The 19,277-nt window shown below is 40.5% G+C and carries 14 protein-coding genes; 13 read left to right on the forward strand and 1 reads right to left on the reverse strand.

Annotated elements, in window-relative coordinates:
* The first annotated feature begins 105 nt into the window (after positions 1-105).
* The 13 genes from AQPE_RS20635 (at position 106) to AQPE_RS20695 (ending at position 17,688) form a co-directional block, all read left to right on the forward strand.
* Positions 106-1,173: an amidohydrolase family protein gene (locus tag AQPE_RS20635; protein WP_318348375.1), complete on the forward strand. Its 1,068-nt coding sequence runs from the start codon at positions 106-108 to the stop codon at positions 1,171-1,173.
* A 240-nt stretch (positions 1,174-1,413) separates the two neighbouring features.
* Complete coding sequence (locus tag AQPE_RS20640; RefSeq protein ID WP_318348376.1) at positions 1,414-3,702, forward strand: acetylxylan esterase; 2,289 nt, start codon at positions 1,414-1,416, stop codon at positions 3,700-3,702.
* 59 nt (positions 3,703-3,761) lie between these two features.
* Positions 3,762-5,138, forward strand: a complete 1,377-nt coding sequence (locus tag AQPE_RS20645) for a Gfo/Idh/MocA family protein (protein ID WP_318348377.1) — start codon at positions 3,762-3,764, stop codon at positions 5,136-5,138.
* A gap of 71 nt (positions 5,139-5,209) precedes the next feature.
* Positions 5,210-6,577 (forward strand): Gfo/Idh/MocA family protein, encoded by a 1,368-nt coding sequence (locus AQPE_RS20650; protein ID WP_318348378.1) that lies wholly within the window; start codon positions 5,210-5,212, stop codon positions 6,575-6,577.
* A gap of 26 nt (positions 6,578-6,603) precedes the next feature.
* On the forward strand, positions 6,604-7,965 hold the full coding sequence (locus AQPE_RS20655; protein WP_318348379.1) for a 3-keto-disaccharide hydrolase: 1,362 nt from the start codon (positions 6,604-6,606) through the stop codon (positions 7,963-7,965).
* A gap of 31 nt (positions 7,966-7,996) precedes the next feature.
* Positions 7,997-9,337 carry a Gfo/Idh/MocA family protein gene (locus AQPE_RS20660; RefSeq protein WP_318348380.1) on the forward strand — a complete coding sequence of 447 codons (1,341 nt, stop codon included), beginning with the start codon at positions 7,997-7,999 and terminating at the stop codon, positions 9,335-9,337.
* Positions 9,338-9,423: 86 nt separating this feature from the next.
* Positions 9,424-10,407, forward strand: a complete 984-nt coding sequence (locus AQPE_RS20665; protein WP_318348381.1) for a Gfo/Idh/MocA family protein — start codon at positions 9,424-9,426, stop codon at positions 10,405-10,407.
* A gap of 17 nt (positions 10,408-10,424) precedes the next feature.
* Positions 10,425-11,651: an N-acetylglucosamine-6-phosphate deacetylase gene (gene nagA / locus AQPE_RS20670; protein ID WP_318348382.1), complete on the forward strand. Its 1,227-nt coding sequence runs from the start codon at positions 10,425-10,427 to the stop codon at positions 11,649-11,651.
* A 33-nt stretch (positions 11,652-11,684) separates the two neighbouring features.
* Positions 11,685-12,995 carry an MFS transporter gene (locus AQPE_RS20675; protein WP_318348383.1) on the forward strand — a complete coding sequence of 437 codons (1,311 nt, stop codon included), beginning with the start codon at positions 11,685-11,687 and terminating at the stop codon, positions 12,993-12,995.
* Between the two features lie 23 nt (positions 12,996-13,018).
* Entirely contained in the window at positions 13,019-13,747 is a 729-nt protein-coding gene (locus AQPE_RS20680; protein WP_318348384.1) for a glucosamine-6-phosphate deaminase, read from the forward strand.
* A gap of 211 nt (positions 13,748-13,958) precedes the next feature.
* Positions 13,959-15,146, forward strand: coding sequence for an acyltransferase family protein (locus tag AQPE_RS20685; RefSeq protein ID WP_318348385.1), 1,188 nt, complete (start codon positions 13,959-13,961; stop codon positions 15,144-15,146).
* Between the two features lie 67 nt (positions 15,147-15,213).
* Positions 15,214-16,626: a Gfo/Idh/MocA family protein gene (locus AQPE_RS20690; RefSeq protein WP_318348386.1), complete on the forward strand. Its 1,413-nt coding sequence runs from the start codon at positions 15,214-15,216 to the stop codon at positions 16,624-16,626.
* 96 nt (positions 16,627-16,722) lie between these two features.
* Positions 16,723-17,688: a PLP-dependent cysteine synthase family protein gene (locus tag AQPE_RS20695; protein ID WP_318348387.1), complete on the forward strand. Its 966-nt coding sequence runs from the start codon at positions 16,723-16,725 to the stop codon at positions 17,686-17,688.
* 692 nt (positions 17,689-18,380) lie between these two features.
* Here the strand turns inward: AQPE_RS20695 and agaR are convergent.
* Positions 18,381-19,166, reverse strand: coding sequence for a transcriptional repressor AgaR (gene agaR, locus AQPE_RS20700; protein WP_318348371.1), 786 nt, complete (start codon positions 19,164-19,166; stop codon positions 18,381-18,383).
* Between the last annotated feature and the right edge of the window lie 111 nt (positions 19,167-19,277).

The following is a 19,277-nucleotide window of genomic DNA, read 5'->3' on the forward strand; positions in this document are numbered from 1 at the left end:
ACAAAAACCAATGATCAAATACATGTGAGTTCCATCCGGCAGTTTTGCCGATCAATGTAAAAATTTATCACCAATTGATATTAAACTTACTAAAAATTTGTACGGATGAAAATTTTATTGTTTTCATTGTTTTTTTCTTCAATCATGTTTTTGTCGCAGGCGCAGCAACGACAAATGAGAGCTTCTGGTTTGCAGGACTCACTGCTTCTTAAAGATTACAGGCCGCAAACCATTTTTAAGAATCCCAAAACTCTTATTAAAAGGGCAAAATATCTTGCCATTGATATGCACATGCATGCTCCTGTCGGGGGAAATCTGGATTCCATCGCTATTGTACAGTTGAGAAACATGGATGAAGCAGGCGTTCAAAAGACAATCCTCTTTTGTGGAATAGGGAAAACATTTGATAAGTATGCTGCCGTTTATGGGAAATACGCCGATCGCTTCGAACTCTGGTGTGGGCTTGATCTTACAGGCTCTGGCCCCTCAACAATAGCCGAACTGGAAAGATGTGTAAAGCTTGGTGCCAGTGGAGTTGGTGAGATCAGTGATAAAGGTAAGGGACTACCTGGTAGCCCGGGGATGCACATCGATGATCCGCGTATGGACCCTGTTTTGGAAAAGCTTGCTGACCTTAAATTGCCAATCAATCTCCACATCGGAGATCCAAGATGGATGTATGAGCCGATGGACGAACATAATGACCTTTTATTTGAGTCATACTATTATCGGCTAGACAACCAGAAGGATATTCCAGATCTTACAGAAATGGTCACTACCATGGAACGCGCCTTGAAAAAACATCCGCGAACCACTTTTATTGCATGCCATTTTATGAACCAGACGTATGATCTGGACCAGCTTGGGAGAATGTTCGATAAGTATCCGAATCTGTATGCTGATGTATCTCAGAGAGAGGCTTACGTGGCGGCTATCCCCAGGTTTGCTAAGCAATTCATGGAGAAGTATGCAGACCGGTTATTGTACGGTACCGACCAGAGTTACAACCTGTCAATGTATCGGAATACATTCCGTATATGGGAGACACTTGACGAGCACTTCTACGCGTGGGACGTATCGAATACGCCTTGGCCCCTCTCCGGGTTGGGGCTCAGCGATGCCACACTTAAGAAATTCTACCGGGAAAACGCATTGAAGATTCTGAAAAATTAGGTAAGTTAAAAGTAACCGACATCAACAGGGTGGAAAGACGGGCGGAATCGTGACAGAACATCCAACCAATTAAGTGAGAGGTTAAGCCCATAATGGCCTGCATGTGAAAATTGACCAGAGGGATGATAACAGATTAAAAATATTTGCACGAGAAGGATTTTTGAAGCTGAATATAAGAGGAAGAGTTTTAATTAACGGATGTGATTGGTTTCAATATAAATCAAATGATAGATATTCAAAATGGCTAATCAAGATTTAATCTTTATGAAAAAAAAACAAATATTTTACAGGGCGGGTTTTAATTATTCGAATTTATTCAAAATAGTTTTCACTTTAGTGTCAATTATATTGCTGATTAACAACCAAATTAAGGCTCAGGATAAAGTTAGTGTTATAAATGAACTTGATGTGATACATTCAAAGGAAGGAGGAGGAAAAGATAATGCCTGGATTCAATTCAATGATGCTCCTAATTCATTATATCACTATATTGCCGGACAAGCTTATCCTTTACTTGATCAGCGAGTCAGCTTTGTAGTCGGTTTGCACTCTCTTTCCGATTGGCAAAAAAGGCAGGAATTTTTGCGTAAAACCTTGTTAGATATTGTAGGGCCTTTCCCTGAGAAAACTCCCTTAAATGCAAAGATCACCAGAACTATTGAAAAGGATAGTTACAGGGTAGAACATATAATTTATGAGTCTCAGCCCGGTTTATATGTTACATCATCTATGTTTATCCCTCATGGACTTAAAAAGGGTAATAAAGTTCCATGCATTATCTTTTGCAGTGGACATTCAGATAATGGATATCGCTACTTATCATACCAGAATATAATACTTAACCTGGTAAAAAAGGGATTCATCGTATTCGCATTTGATCCGGTTGATCAGGGAGAGCGTCTTGAGTATTTTGATCCGCAAACCAATATGCCTAAACCTGGTGGATCAGACTCGTGGCACTCATATAGTGGAGCTCAGGCATTGATAACAGGAAGTTCTCAGGTTAAGTATATGATGTGGGATGGAATCAGGGCTGTGGATTATGTCCTCACAAGAAGCGAGGTGGATCCTGCCAGAATAGGGATCACAGGTACCTCAGGCGGAGGAACACAATCTGCTTTTATAGCCGCACTTGATGATCGTATATATGCAACTGCTCCTTCATGTTTCATTACCAATTACACCAGAATATTTCAATCCATTGGACCTCAGGATGCTGAACAAAACATGTTTAATGGAATACTGAGTGGATTAGATCATGGTGATCTTCTTTTGGTTAGAGCACCAAAACCTGCTTTGATTTTAGCCACTACGGAAGATTTTTTCAGTATTCAGGGAGCCAGAGAGACTGCAAAAGAAGTGTCAAACATGTATAAGGCCTTTGGTAAAGAGGATAACTTTAGTATAGCTCAAGATGGTGGACCTCATGGGACAACCCCCAAAAACAGGGAAGCAATGTATGCTTTTTTTCAGACATCTTTAAATAATCCAGGCAATCCGAAGGAAGAGAAAGTTGAACCGTTAAGCACTGAGGAGATGCAGGTAAGCAAAACGGGACAGGTTTATACCTCTTTTAGGGGAGAAACTATTTTCAGTTTGAACTGCAAAGAGTCAGAAAAATTGGTTGCAAAATTACAATTTTCCAGAAATGATCTTTCCAGACATCTTCCCGAGGTATTAGAATCAGCTAAAAAGCTTTCTGGTTATCAAAATCCATTAGTAACCAGTGAACCGGTTTTTACCGGACGTATTCAGCGGGATGGTTATGTGATTTATAAGTATTTTATTGCTGGTGAGGGTAATTATATTATTCCTTATCTGTTAATGGTACCAGATAAGTCAAACAATAAAGCTCTGATCTATCTTCATCCTTCAGGCAAGTCAGCCGAAGCTTCTGTTGGTGGCGAGATGGAATGGTTTGTTAGGAATGGTTTTACAGTGCTGGCTCCGGATATGATTGGAGTTGGTGAAATGGGACCGGGGGATTTTCACGGAGATTCATATATTGAAGGTGTCTCCTTTAATGTATGGTTTAGTTCCATGCTTATTGGAAGAAGTATCGTGGGAATTAGAGCTGGTGACGTTGTAAGGCTCACTCAATTGTTGAAGAAAAACATTGGAATAAGTGAGGTTTATGGATTTGCAAGAAAAGAAATGGGGTCGGTATTGTTGTATGCGGCAGCTTTTGATCCGGCAATTACCAGGATAGCCCTAATAAAACCTTATTCCTCTTACCGATCTATTGTTATGAGCCGCTTTTATAATCCCGCGTTTATTTATAGCACTGTTCCAGGAGCTCTTAAGGCTTTTGATCTTCCTGATCTTGAAGCCAGTCTGGCACCAAGGAAGTTGATGATGGTAAGTGTTACAGATGCATCGGGGTCTACTGTTGGTATTGAAGATATTAATCAAGATCTGGACATAATTAGAAATGCTTATCATTTCAGAAATGTTGATGGACAATTAAACATTGTATCCCCGAAGCCAAATGAAAATCTATGCAATTTTTTTTCGAAATGGATCGAATAGAATTTTAAGATTCCTGCAATATTAAAATGATTGGGATTCAAAAAATAAGCTAATAAATTATGAATACAAAAGATTTAACACGAAGAAATTTCATTGGTAAAACAGCAGCCGGGTTGGTCGGTGTAGCGGTTTCATCAAGTGTATCATCCATGAGTGCAGCTTCATACAAGAGGATAATAGGTGCAAACGATCGAATCAATATCGGACTTTTAGGTTGTGGTGCCCGGAGCCATGGGCACCAAAACATGGTTAAAATGTCGGAAAAGGATAAAAATTTGGGGGTAGTTGCTGTTTGTGATATATGGAAACTTAATAGGGAAAAAACAGCAGCAAACTGTAAAAACATGTTTGGGGCAGATGTAAGGCAGTTTAAATATTCAGAAGAAATGTTAAAAATGCCTGATCTGGATGCCGTGATGATCGCTACCGGGGATTTCCAGCATGCCAAACTTTTGGCAGAGGTTGTTAAAGCAGGGAAAGATTGCTATGTTGAAAAACCCTTGGCCGAGAGTGTCGAAGAAGCTAAGCAGGCGAGGGAAGCCGTACTGGCTTCCGGGCAGGTTGTTCAACAAGGATCGGAATGGCTAAGTGATCCTATCCAGCATAAAGTGCGTGACATTATACGTTCCGGCAAGTTGGGCCAGATAACCAAAATTGAACAGGTTTGGAACGACAATAATCACCGGTGGCATGACCCAAAAGACCCGGACGTAGCCTCGATCAGGGAAGAGGATACTGACTGGAACAGATGGTTGTTGGGCAAACCCTACGAACCGTTTGATCCGTGGAAATATTTTGAGTTCAGGATTTTCCGGGAATACTCCGGTGGTATCACTTCTCAATGGATGAGCCATGGTATCGGGTTAGTCCATTTTTATACCGACACGGCCATTCCTGATTCGATGGTTGCCAACGGCGGGATATTTGGTTGGCCTGACATCCGGCAAAACCCCGATACGTTTCAGGCACTTGCAACATACAACGATGCGAAATTCATGTATTCCTATACGTCTAATTATGCAAGCAAATTTGGAGATTACACCTGTATCCGCGGGAAAGACGGGACATTGTTCGCACATGGAGGGGAAGGGAGTCCCCGTTGGTTCTTAATTCCCGAACATTTGGAGCTTCCGGGAGGATTTGATTTTTATGAAGGACTGAAAGAAGCGGTCAAAAGTGGCAAAGCTGAAATGATAACGATAGAAGAATACGGAATGAAACTTCCTCCAGTCAATGGGAGTGATGACAGTAAATTTCACATGGACAACTGGGTGGATTGCATGCGAAGCAGGAACCCCAATACAAACGGGCATATTCATACCGGTTTTTGGCATTCCATTGGTAGCATAATGGCTACACAAGCTTACCGTGAAGGAAAAAAACTTTACTGGGATCGCACGAAAGAAGAGATCGTTGACCATCCGGTAATCATTTAACCGGTTCACTATATTTTGTATTCCTACCTTATTGCAAAGTAAGGGTTAAAATAATTTTTAAAAGAATCCAAATGACAGAAAGAAGAGATTTTATCAAGAAAAGTGTAATTGGAACTGCTGGAATAGCTATTGGTGGCATGGGATTCAGCACAAAAACCTATGCGTCGATTATCGGTGCCAATGAACGAATTAATGTCGCCGTTATAGGTATCCGGAACCGGGGAAAAGACCATTATCGTGCCCTTGCGAAAATTCCCAATGTAAATATTGTGGCTATTTGCGACATTGATAAAAGACTTATCCCTGAAGCAGTAGCTGAAATTGAAAAACTTACAGGAAGGAAACCAGCCGTTGAAGCAGAATACCGAAAGATTCTTGAAAACAAAGATATCGATGCGGTTACGATAGCTACTCCAAATCACTGGCACGCACTGCAAACCATATGGGCCTGTCAGGCAGGAAAGGACGTATATGTTGAGAAACCAGTGTCTCACACCCTATTAGAAAGCCGGAAAATGGTAGAAGCAGCCCGAAAATACAATCGGGTGGTACAGACAGGAACACAGGCTCGGAGCCAAACTTCTACAAGGAATGCTATTAAATTTATGAATGACGGTGGATTAGGAAAAATATATATGGCCAGGGGCCTTTGCCTGAAACCTCGTGGAAGTATTGGCCATGTAAAAAACAGCGAGATACCCAATGGTGTGGACTGGAATACTTTTCTTGGACCTACTCCGTACCGTCCTTTTAACGAAAATAGGTTTCATTACAAGTGGCACTGGTTCTGGGATACCGGTTGCGGGGATCTGGGAAACCAGGGAATTCATCAGGCAGATGTTGCCCGATGGGCACTGGGAAAAAGTACACATCCAGTCAGAATCCAGGGTGTTGGGAATTATTTTATATGGGATTCTGATCAGGAAACCCCCAATATGCAGCAACTTGAATTTGAATATGAAGACGGATCGATTTTACAATTTGAAGTACGCGGGTTAGGTACAAATTCCGAAGCAGGAATTCGGGTGGGTGACCTTATTTACGGCTCTAAAGGTTGGATGAGCATGGAGAGTGAAGATGAAGGGACTGGAAAAGTTTACCACAGCAACATTAACATCAAACCCGATGGATTTTCGTCTTACAAAGAAGAAGAAGGCCCGGTTTTCACCAATGATATTCCGGATGAGGCTGAATCTGTGGTCAATCACTTTACTAATTTTATCGAATGCGTGAAATCCAGAAAATGGCAGAATTTGAATGCAGAAATCATGGAAGGGCATTTATCTACCTCGCTGTGTCATTTGGGAAATATTGCAACCCGGCTAAAGCGACCCCTTTATTTTAATCCGGGAGCCGAAAAATTTATAAACGACGCGGAAGCAGATACTTACCTGACTAAAATATATAGGCCTCCGTTTTTATTGCCGGAAAACGTTTAATATCTATTTTAATACATATCAAAACTATGAAAAACCTGATTTATATATTTGCCGGAATTATCGTACTAATGACTTCATGTAATACTCCTAATGATCCTTGGGAAAATCTAATCAAGGAGAATCTTGGGAATTGGCAACAGATTAACGGTCCTGCACATTATGAAGTTAAAGATGGGGTAATTATCGGAACCGCAGCAACAAGCGATCCTTCCGACGATTCGTTTCTTTGTACGAAAGCTAATTATGGCGATTTTATCCTTGAGTTCGATACATGGCTTGACCCTCAGATGAACTCAGGGGTAAATATACGCAGTGAAAGCCGTCCAAATTATCTTGATGGCCAGGTTTACGGGTACCAGTTTGAACTTGATCCTTCTCCAAGATCATGGACTGGTGGCATTTACGATGAGTCAAGAAGGCTCTGGTTATATACACTCGATATTAATCCCCCTGCAAAAAAAGCGTATAAAAACGGCGAATGGAACCATTGCCGCATCGAAGCTATTGGAAATTCAATCCGGACTTGGGTCAATGGGATACCCTGTGCTGATCTTGCTGACGATATGACACCGACAGGGTTTATCGGGCTTCAGGTACACGGAATTGGAAACGATTCAGGTAAGGTTGGCATACAGGTTAAATGGAAAAATCTCAGGATTATGACCAAAAATCTGGAACAATATGCTACCCCTTATCTGCCTGTTATCCCTCAAAGCAGTTATCTGAAGAACACGCTGAGCGACCGGGAGCTTAAAGATGGCTGGAAATTGCTTTGGGATGGAAAAACCACCAATGGATGGCGCGGCGCAAAACTTTCGGCTTTCCCTTCAACCGGTTGGGAAATTAAGGATGGCACCCTGACTATCCATGGGTCAGGAGGAGCTGAGGCAGCATCAGGAGGCGATATCGTAACGGCTGATAAGTATAAGAATTTTGAGGTTGTCGTTGACTTTAAGTACTCTCCGGGAGCAAATAGCGGCATTAAATACTTCGTCGATACCAACCTAAACAAAGGGGAAGGCTCCTCAATTGGTTGCGAATATCAGATTCTTGATGACAAATTGCATCCGGATGCACACGAAGGAATTGGTGGAAACCGCACCCTGGCAGGTCTTTATGATCTTATAGCCCCGTTGCCCAAACGCGATAATGGTACCGGGCAATGGAACAGAGCTACTATCGTTGTTAACGGAAACCATGTTGAACACTGGCTCAACGGGCAGAAAACTGTTGAGTACGAAAGAGGAAACGATGCATGGAAGGCTCTTGTAGCAACAAGCAAATATAAAATCTGGCCAAATTTCGGGGAAGCAACTGAAGGGAATATCCTTCTTCAGGACCATGGATGGGAAGTCTCTTTCAAAAATATGAAAATAAAAGAATTGTAAGATCAAATAACTAACTTAACACCAGACTAGTATGGAAAGCAATAGAAGAGATTTTATTAAAAAAACATTAGTTGGTGTAACTGCATTATCTGCTGGCGGTATCCTTCCCGGATTCAGCGTGCGAAGTTACAACCGTATTTTGGGTTCAAACGAGAAAATCAGGATATCGGTTATGGGTGTTAACTCGCGGGGAAAAGCCCTCGCCGAAACCTATGCCAGCCAGCCAAACTGCGATGTGATACACATTTGCGATGTTGATCGCCGGGCAATGGAAAAGTGCATTGCTTCTGTAACCGAAATCCAACAACACCAACCAAAGGGTTTGTCCGACTTCCGCCGTTCGTTGGAGAGCAAAGACATAGATGGTATGGTAATCGCAACACCCGACCACTGGCATGCTCCTGCAGCAATTTTGTCGATGCAGGCCGGAAAGCATGTGTATGTGGAAAAACCATGCAGTCATAACCCGGCCGAAGGGGAATTATTGATAAAAGCAGCCGACAAATGCGGAAAAGTAATACAAATGGGAAACCAACGCCGTTCGTATCCGAATGTGATTAAGGCCATTCAGGAATTGAGAAACGGTGCAATCGGCCGGTCTTATCTGGGCAAAGGTTGGTACACCAACAATCGCGGACCAATTGGGATTGGCAAAGAAGTTGACGTACCGGAGTGGCTCGACTGGGACTTGTGGCAGGGCCCTGCCCCCCGAAAAGCCTATAAAGACAATATCGTTCATTACAACTGGCACTGGCGCTGGCACTGGGGAACAGGCGAAGCCCTGAACAACGGCACACACATGGTCGACTTATTGCGTTGGGGACTTGATGTCGATTTCCCAACCAAAGTGAGTTCTGCCGGGGGACGCTACCGTTATAAGGACGACTGGGAAACACCAGACACACAGATCATCAATTTTGAATTTGGCTACAACATTGCTATGACCTGGGAAGGACGTAGCTGCAACGGAAAAACCATCGAAGGAAGTACGGTCGGAGCTTTATTTTACGGCGAAAACGGCAGTTTGATGATTGACGGAAATGCATACACCATTTTCGATTTGGAGAGCAAAGTGGTTAAAGTAGTAAAAAACGAAGAAGTTATTGATGCCCGGAACTTATCAAATCCGGCCAGCGATCTCGACAGTTTGCACATTCAAAACTTTTTTTCCAGCATTAAAACCGGAGAAAAACTGAATTCTGACATTGATTCCGGCCATAAAAGTACACTGCTGGTTCAGTTGGGAAATATTTCGCAACGTGTTGGACACTCCTTAAACATTGATCCAAAAACAGGACATATACTTGACGACAAGGATGCCATGCAATTTTGGCAACGCAGCTACGAAAAGGGCTGGGAAATAAAATTGTAACGAAGAAATCAGAGAAAATTTTAATCAGGAGAAAAATTTCCTCCCCCTTTTTATGGGTACAGGAACGCTCCATAAGTTTTGAAACGATGAACACTCGAAGATCATTTATAAAAACTGTGAGTACGGGGACTGCCCTTTCTACCCTGACATTTTCAACTGTTGGAGCCACTGCTTCCCGCCTGATTTCTGAAAATCTTTCCGGAGAAAAACCCATTCGTATTGGCATTATTGGTGCCGAGAATTCGCATACGGTCGGATATGGAAAGCTTTTCAATATCGATAAAAAATTTCCGGGAGTAGAGCTTAAATATGTATGGGGCGAAACGGAAGAGTTTGCAAAAGAGTCTATGACCAAAGGCCAAATCCCATATATGGTGAAAGATCCGTTAGAAATGCTTGGAAAGATCGACGCACTGATTGTCGACCACCGGCACGCCAAATATCATTTAAAAGCAGCAGAACCATTTGTAAAAGCAGGTATCCCAACCTTCATTGACAAACCTTTTTGTTACACGGTTGCTGAAGGAAAAGAATTTCTGGAAATGGCCCGGGAAGCTGGCACTCCGGTTTCATCATACAGCACCATTGCACATACAGATTCGACATTCGATATAGTTGATCAGATAAAGTCGCTTGGCGAATTCAACAATATTATACGCAATGGCCCGGCTGATATTGAATCTCCCTATGGTGGAATATTCTTTTACGGTGTGCATCTGGTACAACCGCTGATGTATATGTTTGGCGAAGATATCAAAGTGGTAAAAATCAATAAATATGGGAAAAAAGCAGGAGCTGTTCTGATTTTTGAAAGTGGTTTACAGGCCAATCTGGTGTTCAATACGCTTCACTACGGTTGGGAAACATATGTGGAAACAAAAAAAGGAATTGTTGAACTCAAATCAAGGGTTCAGGAATCCGTACCTGAAAGATGTTACCGCGATATGGTCGAAATGTTCCGTACCGGAAAAGAGCCACTCAGCCATGAAAGTATCTTAAAACCGATAGCAGTACTCGAAGCAATGGAAAAATCAGTTTCAAGTGAAAAATGGGAAGAGGTAAAAATGTGAGAATAAAAAACAAGAATATGAATTACTCTTTTCCACATAAAATCCAGCAATCAATTGTTTTATACTTAATACTGACAATGAACGTTTCCTTTGCCCAGACCAAAATTGAAGGCTTGTTATACCTCAACAAAAAACCTGTTTCCGTAGAGATAAAAGACGGAAATATCATTAGTGTGCAGCAAATCGATAAATATACCGACGAAAGTAATCCGGTTTACATTGCACCAGGACTGATTGATCTTCAAATCAATGGATACATGGGTATCGATTTCTCAGATCAGAATTTAAATACTGAAGGAATAAGAAAAGCTGTAAAAGCCCTTTGGAAGCAAGGAGTGACGTCCTTTCTACCTACTTTGATTACAGCTGATCAGGAACATCTCAGAAATAGTTTTTCGATTCTTGCAAAGGCATTGGATGATGAAGAAATTGGCCTGTCAGTCCCTGGATTCCATCTCGAAGGGCCATACATCTCTCCTGAAAAGGGATTTCGCGGGGCACATCTGGAAAAATACATCAGAAAGCCTGACTGGAATGAATTTCAGGAATTACAGAAAGCTGCGCACAATGGCATTAAACTAATTACTGTTGCTCCTGAAATAGAAGGAGCTATTTCGTTTATTCAAAAATGCAGTCGTGAAGGAATTGTTGTTTCACTTGGACATCACAATGGAAATGCACAGCAAATTAAACTGGCAACAGATGCCGGAGCCTCCCTGTCTACTCATTTGGGCAATGGTTGTGCAAACCTGATCGACCGTCACAATAATCCTCTATGGCCGCAACTTGCCGACGATCGTCTATCGGTAAGTCTTATTGTTGACGGATTTCATTTGAATCAGGAAGAGGTACAATGTTTTTACAAAATCAAAGGAATCAACCGCACTATATTGATTTCAGACGCACTCGATCTTGCAGGACTTGAACCCGGAGAATACACCAGATGGGAAAGAACTGTGGTTTTAACTCCTGATGTTGTGAAATTTCCGGCAGAAAATGTGTTGGCTGGAGCTGCCTCTCCCATTACCGCCGGTGTATCAAATATGATGAATTTCACACAATGCAGTCTCGCCGATGCCATTCAAATGGCCAGTACCAATCCGGCCAGGCTAATTGGGTTGAAAAACCTTGGGGAAATTAAGCCAGGGATGCGGGCTGATTTAATTGTATTTAAAATGGAAAACTCGAAAATTGTTATTCAGAAAACCATTGTTGCCGGCAAAGTAGTTTATTCAAACCATTAATTATTATTTGATAATTATTCACACAACAGTCAAATGAATATGAAAGAACAAACCCAAAGTATTGGAAATTATCGTTATCGAATTCTGGCACTGGTATTTATGGCCACTACGATTAATTATTTTGACCGTAGTATTGTTGGTGTAATGGCCCCAACCTTGCAAAAACTTTTCGACTGGACAAATAAAGACTATGCGGCGATCATGGTCTCCTTCAAAATTGCCTATGGTATAGGATTGCTGTTCATGGGAAGCATTATTGACCGGCTTGGCACCAAGATAGGATATACTATTTCAATTGTAGTCTGGAGCATATTCGGAATGCTGCATGCTGTAATCAGGCCGGCTTTCAGTTTAATTGGATTTATTACGGCCCGGTTCGGACTTGGAATTGGCGAGTCGGGAAATTTTCCTGCCGCAATTAAAACTGTAGCAGAGTGGTTCCCCAAAAAGGATCGGGCTTTTGCCAACGGCATTTTTGATGCATCAACCAGCGTTGGGGCAATTTTAGCCCCGTTCATTGTTGGAGCCATTGTTTCCCTCGAAGGAGATAACTGGCAAATACCTTTTCTTATTACAGGTGCGCTTAGTGCTTTGTGGGTATTTTTATGGATGAGAACCTATCAAAAACCGGAAGAACATCCAAAATTATCAAAAGAGGAGTTAGCCTATATTAACAGCGATTCTGAAGAGGAGACAACAGAAAAAATTCCCTGGTTAAAATTATTACCAAAGAGGGAGACCTGGGCTTTCTCATTAACTACACTAACTGATGGCGTTTGGTGGTTTTATCTTTTCTGGGGTGCGAAATTTCTTGCAGAACAGTTTGGAGTAGACATTAAAAACATAGGACTTCCTTTTCTGATTATTTTCCTGATGGCTGACGCAGGGAGTCTGCTTGGGGGGTATTCCTCTGGTGCATTAATAAAAAAAGGCTGGTCAATCAATAAGGCCAGAAAAATAACCATGCTGGTTTGTGCCATTATTATTTTACCAGTAAGCTTGGTACCGGTTATTACAAGCAAATGGATAGCAGTCTTTTTAATTGGTCTTGCTGCTGCAGGACATCAGTCATGGTCAATCAATGGCTATACGTTGGTTCCGGATGTTTTTCCCAAGAAAGCAATCGCTTCTGTGATAGGAATAGGAAAAATGATTGGGGTGGCAGTCGCGATAATTGCGGATATTGCCTTAGGGGCAGTACTTGATACCGCCGGTAATTCAGGCTATTTCTGGGCATTCATGATCGCAGGGTTCTCTTATATCCTCATCTTGGGATTTGTACATCTGTTGATGCCAAAGATGACCCCATTGGATGACAATTTGAATTATATAAATAATAAATAACTTTTTTAAATAACAACAAGAATATGGAAATTGTAATTTTAAAAAACAAGCAAGCTCTTGGTGAAATAGCCGCCCATAGGGGTGCAGAATTGATTCGTAAAGCTATCCTCGACGGGGGCATGGCCAACATCATTGTTGCTACAGGTGCATCGCAGTTCGAAATGCTAAACGAGTTGGTAAAAGAGGATGTTGACTGGTCGAAAGTCACTGCTTTTCACCTGGATGAATACATCGGCATTTCTGAAATGCACCCTGCATCATTTCGGAAATATCTAAAAGAACGATTTGTAGATATTGTATCCCCGAAAATGTTTCACTATGTAAATGGAGAAATTAATCCGGATGAAGAGTGCAAAATCCTGGGAAATCTAATCAGCAAACATCCAATTGACGTAGCTTTTGTGGGAATTGGCGAAAACAGTCATTTAGCATTCAATGATCCACCAGCTGATTTCGAAACGGAAGAAGCCTATCTTGTGGTGACATTGAACGAAGCCTGTCGCCGCCAGCAATTGGGTGAAGGTTGGTTTCCCACAATTAGCGATGTTCCTGAAAAGGCAATCAGTATGTCTATCAAGCAGATCATGAAATCGAAAGCCATTATCTGTTGTGTCCCCGATTTACGAAAGGCAGAGGCGGTCAAAAAAACGGTTGAAGGTTCAATTTTACCAGCAATTCCTGCATCGATCATGCGGTGCCATGAGGTTGTATGGCTTTATCTTGATAAAGATTCAGCCTCGATGCTATCCTGAAATGCAAACGATTATACATTTAAAGCATCATAACTCTTTAGAAAATATCAATTTATGTAAACAAATGACAACAGGTGTTATGTATTCATTATTCTACCTGGACTCCTCATCTCCACCTATGATAAAATCATGGATTTCAGAAATGAATTAATATACCTAATGATAAAATTGATTATGAAGAATTAATTTAAAATTAAACATTATTATTATCATGGCTTCATCTAATAGTTATAAATCGGATGTCCTTTCAGTAAATGCTACCGAAGCATCTCTTGATAAAAATGGATTAGAAAAAGTGATTGGAATGGGTGTTCGGCTCGCTTCACTGGATTTCTACAGAGGACTGGTGATGGTGCTTCTAATGCTTGAAGCCTCGGGCTTATACGATCATATATTCAATATGACCACGCCGGGTTCTTTTTTACATTCGATAGCCAATCAATTTAAGCATTATCCCTGGCATGGATTACATTTCTGGGATTTGATACAACCAGCTTTCATGTTTATTGCCGGTACTGCCATGGCTTTCTCACTTACCAGGCAAATGACAATGGGACGTTCGTGGAATCAACAGGCTAAACATGCTTTTAAACGGAGCTGGTGGTTGTTTTTTTGGGGTGTGTTTGATTATGCTGTACGAGGAGATCATTTATCCTTCGAACTTTGGGATGTATTAACACAATTATCTTTTACCATGCTGGTGGCATTTCTCGTTTTTCGCTGGAAGGCTGGTTCCCAGATACTTTTGAGTATTGGTTTATTAATACTGACTGAATTTTTGTATCGGTTTATACAAATCCCCGGTTTTGATCAACCTTTTACCGATCAGCATAATTTTGGTAATTATATTGATCTGATATTAATGAATAAGATCAATTCCGGAGGATGGGTTGCTATAAATTGTATCCCCACCGCCGCACACACAATATGGGGCCTGGTAGCCGGGAAATGGCTGCTTACTAAGCCCGATAATAAAAGCAAAATTGCCCCTGTTATTATTCTTGGAGCACTTGCTTTGTTGGTAGGTTATGGCCTCGACATTGCAGGTATCACCCCAATTATTAAAAAAATTGCAACTTCTTCTTTTACACTTGTTTCCGGCGGCTATTGCTTGCTGGCATTGGCGTTTCTTTATTTTTGGATTGATGTAATGAAACATACCCGGTTTCTTCCTTTTTTTACTATTGTTGGAATGAACTCTATTTTTATTTATCTATTCTTCGAAATCGTGGTAAATCGATGGCTTTCCGATTATATCAATACGATTGTAAATGGTGTTATATCGCCAATTGGCATATCACAAGCAGCAATTGCAATCATTGGTGCACTTGCAATATTTATGGTTGAATGGTATTTGTGTTTCTGGCTCTATAAAAAGAAGATATTCTTTAAGTTATAAAATTCAACTAAAATATTCAGGAAATAACTTTTGACCTTGGATATAAACTAATATTAAACCAATAAAAATGAAAAACAATCGCAGAGACTTTTTAAAAATTACCGGGCTTACAGGAATTAGCCTGGTGGGTTCACGTTTATTCGGAAATACTGCCGGATTAAGTTCTGATATGCATGAATCTCAGGATTCCGGTATCCAAAGATTTAATATGTGCGGATATTCAGCGCCAAAAATAAATACTGTCCGCGTTGGCTTTATAGGTTTAGGCCAAAGGGGGCCTGAACATTTGAAAAATATGACTAAAATGGAGGGGGTTGAAATTAAAGCATTGTGCGACATACGCCCTGAAGTTGTTGACAGTGCCAAAAAGAGCATTGAAGGTTCTATCCATAACCCTGCCATCTATACCGGAAATGAAGAAGAATGGAAGAAACTATGCGACCGCAAGGATATTGATTTGGTATTCATTGCTACCCCCTGGGATATGCATACGCCAATGGCCGTTTATGCTATGGAACAAGGCAAACATGTGTGTTTAGAAGTTCCGGCTGCCGTTACAATTGAAGAATGTTGGCAATTGGTCGATACGTCAGAACGGACACATAAGCATTGCATGATGATGGAAAATTGCTGTTATGACTTCTTTGAGCTACTTACACTTAATATGGCACGACAAGGCTATTTTGGTGAAATTGTGCATGCTGAAGGTGCTTATATTCATAATTTGCTGAACCTAAATTTCAATAAGAATGCATATTGGAAGATGTGGCGTTTGAAAGAGAACGATAAAAGGAATGGAAATTTGTACCCGACACATGGTTTGGGTCCTGTTTGCCAGGTCATGAACATCAACCGGGGTGATAAAATGGATTACATGGTATCAATTTCAGGTAATGATTTTATGATGAGTGAAACAGCTAAAGAACTTGCGGCCAAAGATGACTTTTATAAACCTTTTGTAAATGAAACTTACCGTGGTAACATGAATACCACTTCGATCCGTACCAATAAGGGAAAAACCATTATGATACAGCATGATGTTACCTCACCCAATATTTATTCCAGAATTCATAAAATAAGCGGAACAAAAGGTTCTGCCTTGAAGTACCCGGTTCCGGGCCGGATTGCTAACGGTGGAGAAGATTGGCTATCTGAGCAGGAAGTAAAAGCATTAGGAGAAAAATACCAGCCTGAAATAGTAAAAAAGGTTGGCGAATTGGCTAAGGAAGTTGGTGGACATGGAGGCATGGACTTTCTAATGGATTGGCGTACGATTGATTGTCTTCGTAATGGATTACCATTTGACCAGGACGTGTATGATGCAGCTTTGTGGAGTGTTATCGCACCTTTAAGTGAACAGTCTGTAGCCCATCGTTCAAGTTCTGTGGATATACCTGATTTTACAAGAGGTTCATGGAAAACAAACAAAGCTATTGATATCCTACTCGATAAAGGAGGAGATACAAAAGTAAAATTATAGACAAGTAAAATTCAAGGTTGCATATTTTTAAAGATGTTGGTAACAGTTCCCCGACTTTTTTAATTAAAGCAAAAATCGAAACTTATGCAAGCGGAGATGAATCAAAAAGATAAAGCATTTGCATCAGTCATTGAAACCATTGGGAACACTCCTTTGGTTGAACTATCCCGGATCACCAAAGGGATAGATGGGCGTATTCTTGCAAAACTCGAATACCTCAATCCTGGATTTTCAAAGAAAGATCGTATTGCTCTTCAAATCATCGAAGATGCCGAGCGGGAACACAGACTAACTCCGGGTCAAACTGTAGTGGAGTTGACTAGCGGCAATACAGGCACAGGATTAGCAATAGTCTGCGGTATTAAGGGGTATCCCTTTGTAGCGGTAATGTCCAGAGGAAATTCTATGGAAAGGGCACGCATGATGTCTGCCTTTGGCGCTGAAGTTATTCTTGTTAACCAATTACCGGATTCTTTAACAGGACAAGTTTCTGGTGGAGATTTGGGTATGGTTGAACGTGAAACACAGCGTATTGTTGCCGAGCGCAATGCATTTCGTGCCGATCAATTTAAACTTGCAGGCAATTTTCGTGCTCATTATTTGCATACTGGGCCGGAAATCCTGCAACAATCCGGAGGCATCATTGATGCTTTCTGCGATTTTGTTGGGACAGGAGGCTCTTTTGCAGGATGTGCTGCATCTTTCAAAGAGTATAAACCGGCAATAAAGTGTTATGTAATTGAGCCGGATGGAGCGGCTGTACTTGCAGGTGAGCCTGTCACTTATCCTAATCATCGTATTCAGGGAGGTGGCTATTCTATGCCTGGGTTAATGATGCTTCGGCCAGAACACATTGATGGCTATTTAAAAGTTACAGATGCTGAATCTATTCAGATGACAAGAAGATTGGCGTATGAAGAAGGGATTTTTGCTGGATTCTCATCTGGGGCCAATGTTGCAGCAGCATTACATCTTCTTCAGACATCCTTTCGTGGAAAGACAATTGCTGTTATAATCTGTGACTCGGGCTTGAAATATTTAAGCACAGATTTATGGGTATAGTTTCAGAACTCAAGATTTAAATTGATTTTAGCATTTTGAGAACGCGAATATATATATATGTAAGTAATAAGAATAATATAAGATCGTATTTTGTTTATATGCTATAATATATGTGCATTTATCTCATTATGCGATAAATAATTTTGAAAACAAAAGAGATCGAAGCACTTGAACAACTTCATAAAAAGCAGTTTGAATAACACAACAAGGGAAACATAATTAATGTCTTCTTTTATCTAATCAAAGGCGGTCGATAATTGACTTGGCAAACATTTTTGATTTGCACTAAAGAACTACAGAACGTTGGTTTGATATTTGGGGAAGAAGCAGGATCGATTCCCTATCTATAATGCCTGGAAGAGGAGTGAAAACTCGCATAAGGGACTATTCGATAGAGGTTCCAAAGCAATTAGAGCTTCATAACCGCAACTTAATAAATGTATTTCTAACTTTAAAGTTCAACACAATATTATCATCTGCAAAAAGACTTTGCAGAATTTTTTAAAAGATACTGGGCTATAGCTGGAAAAGAATTCGACAATCGTTAAAAGGCAAAGGCTATCAAAATCAATTTGAACTTAAACAGAAACAAATTGAACGTCTTAAAGGATTGGAAGATAGCGGATATATTGACTTTTTTGGGTGATGAAAGTCATTTTTTTTTGATTATCATAATCATTTTGAAACGGAATTTAGGCTATAATGACCTTAATATTTGCATCCTCAAGTCGCTTTTTATCGCTTTCCAGAATTCCTGAATCAGTAATTACAATGTTAATTTTATCGAGCTTACAAATAAAAGCAAGGCTTTTCCGAAGGAATTTGGAAGAATCGGTTACAACAATTACTTCACGGGCAACTTCAATCATGATTTGATTCATGTAAGCCTCCTCAATGTTTGGTGTTGAAATGCCATTCGAAGGGTCAAAGCCATCAACGCCAAGAAATACTTTGTCGACATAGAAATTTTTAAGATTTCTTTCAGCTAGCGGGCCAATAAAGCATAATGAATTTTTACGTAATACTCCGCCGGGCATAATCAAATTGATATTTGTATTCGAAACCAATTGATTAGCGATATTTAAAGCATTGGTAATAATAGTTACATTATTCAACGATGTCGAAAGGTTTTTTACGATTTCGACTGTAGTTGTACCTGAATCGATTATTACAGTGTCAGAATCATTAATAAGCTTAGCCGCAACTTTGCCAATTCTGCTTTTTTCCGACATATTTATTTTGTTTTTTTCTCCCAGTTGCTGGTCAAAGCTTACTGTCTGATTTATACTCATAGCTCCACCACGTGCACGAACTAAAAGTTTTTTCATTTCAAGTTGTTCCAAATCATTACGGATAGTTACTTCACTAACACCGAATTCTTTGCTGAGATCGTTAACAAAAACCTGATCATGCGCAGAAAGCATCTGCATGATTTTCATCCGTCTTTCAACTGTGTTGTGCTGATTAATTTTTCCCATATACTTTTTTTAGTTCCGTTGGTTGCTCAAAACAAGGGAGTTTTTCAACTGATTGCAAAGATAGCCAATAATTTTTTTATCTACTGAATTCAATTGTATTACAAATATAAA

Origin of the sequence: Aquipluma nitroreducens (assembly GCF_009689585.1) — a bacterium.
GTDB lineage: Bacteria > Bacteroidota > Bacteroidia > Bacteroidales > Prolixibacteraceae > Aquipluma > Aquipluma nitroreducens.

Bases quoted from the DNA above. Each gene is read 5' to 3' on its own strand.
- AQPE_RS20635 (WP_318348375.1), top strand. From the start codon at position 106: ATGAAAATTTTATTGTTTTCATTGTTTTTTTCTTCAATCATGTTTTTG.
- AQPE_RS20640 (WP_318348376.1), top strand. From the start codon at position 1,414: ATGGCTAATCAAGATTTAATCTTTATGAAAAAAAAACAAATATTTTAC.
- AQPE_RS20645 (WP_318348377.1), top strand. From the start codon at position 3,762: ATGAATACAAAAGATTTAACACGAAGAAATTTCATTGGTAAAACAGCA.
- AQPE_RS20650 (WP_318348378.1), top strand. From the start codon at position 5,210: ATGACAGAAAGAAGAGATTTTATCAAGAAAAGTGTAATTGGAACTGCT.
- AQPE_RS20655 (WP_318348379.1), top strand. From the start codon at position 6,604: ATGAAAAACCTGATTTATATATTTGCCGGAATTATCGTACTAATGACT.
- AQPE_RS20660 (WP_318348380.1), top strand. From the start codon at position 7,997: ATGGAAAGCAATAGAAGAGATTTTATTAAAAAAACATTAGTTGGTGTA.
- AQPE_RS20665 (WP_318348381.1), top strand. From the start codon at position 9,424: ATGAACACTCGAAGATCATTTATAAAAACTGTGAGTACGGGGACTGCC.
- nagA (WP_318348382.1), top strand. From the start codon at position 10,425: ATGAATTACTCTTTTCCACATAAAATCCAGCAATCAATTGTTTTATAC.
- AQPE_RS20675 (WP_318348383.1), top strand. From the start codon at position 11,685: ATGAATATGAAAGAACAAACCCAAAGTATTGGAAATTATCGTTATCGA.
- AQPE_RS20680 (WP_318348384.1), top strand. From the start codon at position 13,019: ATGGAAATTGTAATTTTAAAAAACAAGCAAGCTCTTGGTGAAATAGCC.
- AQPE_RS20685 (WP_318348385.1), top strand. From the start codon at position 13,959: ATGGCTTCATCTAATAGTTATAAATCGGATGTCCTTTCAGTAAATGCT.
- AQPE_RS20690 (WP_318348386.1), top strand. From the start codon at position 15,214: ATGAAAAACAATCGCAGAGACTTTTTAAAAATTACCGGGCTTACAGGA.
- AQPE_RS20695 (WP_318348387.1), top strand. From the start codon at position 16,723: ATGAATCAAAAAGATAAAGCATTTGCATCAGTCATTGAAACCATTGGG.
- agaR (WP_318348371.1), bottom strand. From the start codon at position 19,166: ATGGGAAAAATTAATCAGCACAACACAGTTGAAAGACGGATGAAAATC.